Annotated in this window: 5 protein-coding genes; 4 read left to right on the forward strand and 1 reads right to left on the reverse strand. The window is 68.7% G+C overall.

Features of this window, described 5'->3' with window-relative positions; translation table 11 throughout:
* A partial coding sequence (locus tag AB0J39_RS37265) for a GNAT family N-acetyltransferase (protein WP_363473536.1) occupies positions 1-357 on the reverse strand: 357 nt, incomplete at its 3' end.
* A 104-nt stretch (positions 358-461) separates the two neighbouring features.
* Here AB0J39_RS37265 and AB0J39_RS37270 point away from each other — a divergent pair.
* From AB0J39_RS37270 to dop, 4 genes are all read left to right on the forward strand, one after another.
* Positions 462-1,325, forward strand: a complete 864-nt coding sequence (locus AB0J39_RS37270) for a tRNA (adenine-N1)-methyltransferase (RefSeq protein ID WP_363473537.1) — start codon at positions 462-464, stop codon at positions 1,323-1,325.
* 205 nt (positions 1,326-1,530) lie between these two features.
* Positions 1,531-3,294, forward strand: coding sequence for a proteasome ATPase (gene arc / locus AB0J39_RS37275; RefSeq protein ID WP_363473539.1), 1,764 nt, complete (start codon positions 1,531-1,533; stop codon positions 3,292-3,294).
* A 208-nt stretch (positions 3,295-3,502) separates the two neighbouring features.
* Positions 3,503-4,726: an acyltransferase gene (locus tag AB0J39_RS37280; RefSeq protein WP_363473541.1), complete on the forward strand. Its 1,224-nt coding sequence runs from the start codon at positions 3,503-3,505 to the stop codon at positions 4,724-4,726.
* Between the two features lie 75 nt (positions 4,727-4,801).
* A partial coding sequence (gene dop, locus AB0J39_RS37285; protein WP_363473543.1) for a depupylase/deamidase Dop occupies positions 4,802-6,273 on the forward strand: 1,472 nt, incomplete at its 3' end.

A 6,273-nucleotide genomic window follows, 5' to 3' on the forward strand; every position in this document is an offset into this window, starting at 1 on the left:
GAGGCGGTGGTCGCATCCGGCGGCGGTGGCGACGCCGCGGCCCCGGGCCCACGGGGCGAGCCAGTAGCCCACCTCGGTCACGCCGAACCGGTCCGGCGGCTTCAGCCCGGCCGTCCCGAGGACCTCGCCCGTCCCGGGATCGGCGAGGAGGAAGTCGGCTCCGCCGTTCTCCCAGGCGGCCGGGACGGCCTTGGTGATCCAGGCCAGCGCGTCGTCACGGGTGTACGGCGACGGGACGAAGGGGATGAAGCGCGCGATGTCGGGGTCGGAGCAGGCACGGGCGATCTGGTCGGCGTCCCCCTCGACCGGCAGGCGCAGAACGACCGGTCCGGCGGGAATCGCCTCTTGGGGCAACATGTCCCATTGTTAGCAGCAGCGACACCGCGGAGGCCAGTGCTTTCCCGCCCGGCGCCTCTCCGGCCGGGGCAAATCTCGTCGGTCGCGGCACTAGCCTTTTCCGCATGGGTTTTCGCAGGCACGGCCCGTTCCGGGCCGGAGATCAGGTCCAGCTCACCGACCCCAAGAACAAGCGGCACACGGTGACGCTGAAAGAGGGCGGCGTCTTCCACACGCACAAGGGGTCGATCCCGCACGACGACCTGATCGGGCAGCCGGAGGGGTCCGTCGTGCGGTCCTCGGGCGGCACGGCGTACCTGGCGTTCCGGCACCTGCTCGCCGACTACGCGGTGTCGATGCCGCGCGGCGCCGCGGTGGTCTACCCGAAGGACGCGGCCCAGATCGTCGCCATGGCCGACATCTTCCCCGGCGCCCGGGTGGTGGAGGCCGGCGTGGGGTCGGGCGCGCTCACCTGCTTCCTGCTGCGCGCGGTCGGCCCGGAGGGGAAGGTGACCTCCTACGAGCGGCGCGCGGACTTCGCCGAGGTCGCCACGAAGAACGTGGAGAAGTTCCACGGCGGCCCCGTGGGGCAGTGGCGCCTCGTGGTCGGAGACTTCGTCGACGCGCTCGACGAGGCGGACGTGGATCGCGTCATCCTGGACATGCTCGCTCCTTGGGAGTGCGTTGACGCGGCGGCGAAGTCCCTTACTCCTGGGGGAGTTATTTGCTGCTATGTTGCGACAACGACCCAATTGTCCAGAACGGTGGAGACCCTGCGGGAGCACGGGAGTTTCACCGAGCCCCACGCGTGGGAGACCCTGGTTCGCGACTGGCATGTCGAGGGCCTCGCGGTACGGCCCGACCACCGGATGGTCGGCCACACGGGGTTCCTCGTCACGGCCCGGCGCATGGCGGACGGCGTCACGCCCCCGCCGCGGCGCAGGCGCCCCGCCAAGGGGGCGTACGGAGAGGGGATCGAACAAGGGTGACGATTCGGCCACAACCCGGCAAAGCCACGTGACACGGGAACATCTGGGTGTGTTCCTAATGGTGACCCGAACAATCGGTCCATAAGGTATCAAACGCCGAACACCCAACGTAACTACACGAACACTGCCCGGCCAGGTTACGTACAGCGCCAAGATAGGTAGGGTCTTGAGTAGTCGTTCTCGACGGGGAAGGAGGTGACGGGGCGTGGCAGCTCGCGACGACGCTGAGGCTCGGGCCGCGCAGCGCGAACGGGAGGTCGCCGACCTCACAACACAGGTCTCCTTCCTGCAGGAGGAGATCACCGCGTTGCGCCGGAAGCTGGCCGAGTCTCCCCGGCAGGCCAGGGTCATCGAGGAGCGTCTCCACGAGGCGCAGGCACAGGTGGCCGCCCTCACAGGCCAGAACGAGCGTCTGGTCGCCACCCTCAAGGAGGCCAGGGACCAGATCGTCGCCCTCAAGGAGGAGGTCGACCGGCTGGCGCAGCCGCCGTCCGGATTCGGTGTCTTCCTCGAGGCGAGGGAAGACGGCACGATCGAGGTGTTCACCGGCGGGCGCAAGCTCCGGGTGAACGTCAGTCCGGCCGTGGACGTCGACTCGCTGAAGCGTGGCCAGGAGGTCATGCTCAACGAGGCGCTCAACGTCGTCGAGGCCCTCGGCTACGAGGACGTCGGCGAGATCGTGATGCTCAAGGAGTTGCTGGAGGAGGGCGGGCGCGCCCTCGTCATCTCGCACGCGGACGAGGAGCGGGTCGTCAAGCTCGCCCACTCGCTGCTGGAGCAGCCGCTGCGGGCCGGCGACTCCCTCCTGCTCGAACCCCGTTCCAACTACGTCTACGAACGCATCCCCAAGTCCGAGGTCGAGGAGCTCGTCCTCGAGGAGGTCCCCGACATCTCCTACGAGGAGATCGGCGGCCTCAGCAGGCAGATCGAGCAGATCAGGGACGCCATCGAGCTGCCCTACCTGCACGCCGACCTGTTCCGCGAGCACAAGCTGCGCCCGCCGAAGGGCGTGCTGCTGTACGGCCCGCCCGGCTGCGGCAAGACGCTGATCGCGAAGGCCGTCGCCAACTCCCTGGCCAAGCAGGTCGCGGAGAAGACCGGCCAGTCCGGCAAGAGCTTCTTCCTCAACATCAAGGGCCCCGAGCTTCTCAACAAGTACGTCGGCGAGACCGAGCGGCACATCCGCCTGGTCTTCCAGCGGGCTCGTGAGAAGGCCTCCGAGGGCACCCCGGTGATCGTGTTCTTCGACGAGATGGACTCGATCTTCCGGACCCGCGGCTCGGGCGTCTCCTCCGACGTCGAGAACACCATCGTCCCCCAGCTCCTGTCGGAGATCGACGGTGTCGAGGGCCTGGAGAACGTCATCGTCATCGGCGCCTCCAACCGCGAGGACATGATCGACCCGGCGATCCTGCGGCCCGGCCGCCTGGACGTCAAGATCAAGATCGAGCGGCCGGACGCCGAGGCGGCCAAGGACATCTTCTCGAAGTACATCGTCAACGACCTGCCGCTGCACCCGGACGACCTCACCGAGCACGGTGACAGCCGCGAGGGCACGATCGCCGCGATGATCCAGCGGGTGGTCGAGCGGATGTACGCCGAGAGCGAGGAGAACCGCTTCCTCGAGGTGACCTACGCCAACGGCGACAAGGAAGTCCTGTACTTCAAGGACTTCAACTCCGGCGCCATGATCCAGAACATCGTGGACCGCGGCAAGAAGATGGCCATCAAGGAGTTCCTCGACACCGGGCAGAAGGGCCTGCGGATCTCGCACCTGCTGGCCGCCTGCGTGGACGAGTTCTCCGAGAACGAGGACCTGCCCAACACCACCAACCCCGACGACTGGGCCCGCATCTCCGGCAAGAAGGGCGAGCGGATCGTCTACATCCGCACGCTCGTCCAGGGCAAGCAGGGCACCGAGGCCGGACGGTCGATCGACACGGTCGCCAACACCGGTCAGTACCTGTAGCACCCCGGCACCCGGCCGGGCCGGTGCCATCGAGGAGCGGCGCGATCCGATCGCGCCGCTCCTCCGGCTTTCCGGGCTCCTCGCCCGGACCGCCGGCGGGGCGGTGGGCCGGTGGTCGCCCGTGACGTTCGTTATCGGAGGGAACCGAAGCCGGGAGTGATCACGTCAAAGATGGCATGATCTTCCTTGGCTCGCGCGGGTGACTTCCGTGAGACAGCCCGTGCGGCGCGGCGCTCCGGTCCCGGCCGCGGTCCCGGCGCCGCGGGCGGCCGCACCGGCCGGGAGCCGCCGCCTGGTCGAGCTCGACGTCCTGCGCTTCGTGGCCGCGTTCGCCGTCATGGCCTTCCACTTCATGGCGGCCAGCAGGTCGCTGTGGGACGAGTTCCCCACCACGCTGTTCGAGCCGGTCGCCCGGCTGACCACGCTGGGCATCCTCGGCGTGGAGCTGTTCTTCCTCATCAGCGGGTTCGTCATCCTGATGAGCGTCTGGGGGCACACCGTCGGCGAGTTCGCCGTCTCCCGGGTGTCCCGGCTGTACCCGGCGTACTGGTTCGCCGTGCTTGTGATCTTCGTCATGTACCGCTTCAGCGGGGTCGCCGGTTTCGACCCCAAGCTCAGCGACGGCGAGTACCTGCTCAACCTGACCATGTTCCAGGGCGCGTTCGGCGTGGGCCACGCCGGCGGCGTCTTCTGGTCCCTGTGGGTGGAACTGCGGTTCTACGTCCTCGTGGCGCTGTTCTCCCTCGTGGGGATCACGCTGCGGCGCTGCCTGGTGTTCCTGGCGGCCTGGACCGGCCTGGCGCTGCTGGCCGAGTTCACCCAGAACGAGACGCTCGTCTTCGTCTTCATGCCGCGGCAGGCGCCGTACTTCATCGCGGGCATGGCCTTCTTCCTGATCCACCGCTTCGGGGCGCGCTCGGGGGCCCTGGTCCCGTGGCTGATGGTCGCCGCCGGCTACGGGATGTCCCTGCACGCCGCCATGGAGCGCGTGGGGGAGCGGGTGCGCCTGATCGGCATCGCCCGCTACCCGGCGCCCCCGGAGGCCGTCGTCGTCGCGATCACGCTCGTCTACCTCCTGATGGCCGCGGTCGCCCTCGGCTGGCTGCGGTGGGTGCGCTGGCGCCGCCTGGTCGCCCTGGGGGCGCTGACGTATCCGCTCTACCTGCTGCACCAGACGGTCTCGGCCGTCCTGATCCCCGCGTACCGGGACGTGGTGGACCCGTGGCCGCTCGCCGGGATCACGATGGCGGTCTCGATCGGGCTCGCCTACCTGATCTACCGGCTGGTCGACAGGCCCGGTCAGCGATGGCTTCGGGCCAGGTTGGGGGCCCTGCTCAACCGCTCCCGCACGCCCCGTGAGCGTGGCGGCGGCCGTGCCTCCCGGACCGCGACGACCATTCCGGCGCAAAGTCCCGAGGCATCTGTGCCGTAACTGTTCGGTAGCAGGGCATAGAGAAAGGGCTAGGCTCGGATATGACTACGACGGCCTGAAGCAGGCGGGGTGCGAATGACGGTTCGGCGGGTGATGGGCATCGAGACCGAGTACGGCATCGCCGTGCCCGGTCAACCGGGAGCGAACGCGATGGTGACCTCCTCACAGGTCGTCAACGCGTACCTGGCGGCGTCGGCCGCCCGGGCTCGCCGGGCCCGATGGGACTTCGAGGAGGAGAACCCGCTCCGCGACGCCCGTGGGTTCGATCTCGCCCGGGAGGTGGCCGACCAGAGCCAGCTCACCGACGAGGACCTCGGGCTCGCCAACGTGATCCTCACCAACGGCGCGCGCCTGTACGTGGACCACGCCCACCCGGAGTACTCGACGCCCGAGTGCACCAACCCCCGGGCCGCGGTGATCTGGGACAAGGCGGGCGAGCGGGTGATGTACGACGCCGCCGTACGGGCGTCCTCCATGCCCGGCAACGCCCCCATCCAGCTGTACAAGAACAACACCGACGCCAAGGGCGCGTCGTACGGCTGCCACGAGAACTACCTCATGCGCCGCGCGACGCCGTTCGCCGACATCGTCAGGCACCTGACGCCGTTCTTCGTGTCGCGGCAGGTGGTGTGCGGCGCGGGCAAGGTCGGCATCGGCCAGGACTCGCGCACCGAGGGCTTCCAGATCAGCCAGCGGGCCGACTTCTTCGAGGTCGAGGTCGGGCTGGAGACCACGCTCAAGCGGCCGATCATCAACACCCGCGACGAGCCGCATGCCGACCCGGAGAAGTACCGGCGGCTGCACGTGATCATCGGCGACGCCAATATGTCGGAAATTTCGACATATTTGAAGCTCGGTACGACGGCCCTGGTGCTGGCGATGATCGAGGAGGGATTCCTCACCATCGACCTGACCCCCGAGTCGCCGGTCGCGGCGCTGCGCGCGGTGTCCCATGACCCGACCTGCAAGTACGAGATCGCGCTGCGCAACGGGCGGAAGATGACCGCCGTGCAGCTGCAGATGGAATACCTGGAGCAGGCCCGCAAGTACGTCGAGGACCGCTTCGGCTCGGGCGTGGACGAGCTCACCAAGGACGTGCTCAACCGCTGGGAGTCGGTGCTCACCCGGCTCGCCGAGGACCCGATGCAGCTGTCCCGTGAGCTCGACTGGGTCGCCAAGCTGGAGATCCTGGAGGGCTACCGCACCCGCGACAACCTGCCCTGGAACCACCCCCGGCTGCAGTTGGTCGACCTGCAGTACTCCGACATCCGCCCCGACCGCGGCCTGTACAACCGGCTCGTCGCCAGGGGCAGGATGCAGCGACTGGTGACCGACGAGGACGTCGACCGCGCGGTGGAGACGCCGCCCACCGACACCCGGGCCTACTTCCGGGGCCGGTGCCTGCGGCAGTACAGCGAGTCGGTCGCCGCCGCCTCCTGGGACTCGGTGATATTCGACATCCCGGGCCGCGAGTCGCTCCAGCGCGTGCCGACCCTGGAACCGCTGCGCGGCACCAAGGCGCACGTGGGCGACCTGCTCGACCGCTG

This window comes from Microbispora sp. NPDC049633 (assembly GCF_040675265.1).
GTDB classification, from domain to species: domain Bacteria; phylum Actinomycetota; class Actinomycetes; order Streptosporangiales; family Streptosporangiaceae; genus Microbispora; species Microbispora maris.

Bases quoted from the DNA above. Each gene is read 5' to 3' on its own strand.
- AB0J39_RS37270 (WP_363473537.1), top strand. From the start codon at position 462: ATGGGTTTTCGCAGGCACGGCCCGTTCCGGGCCGGAGATCAGGTCCAG.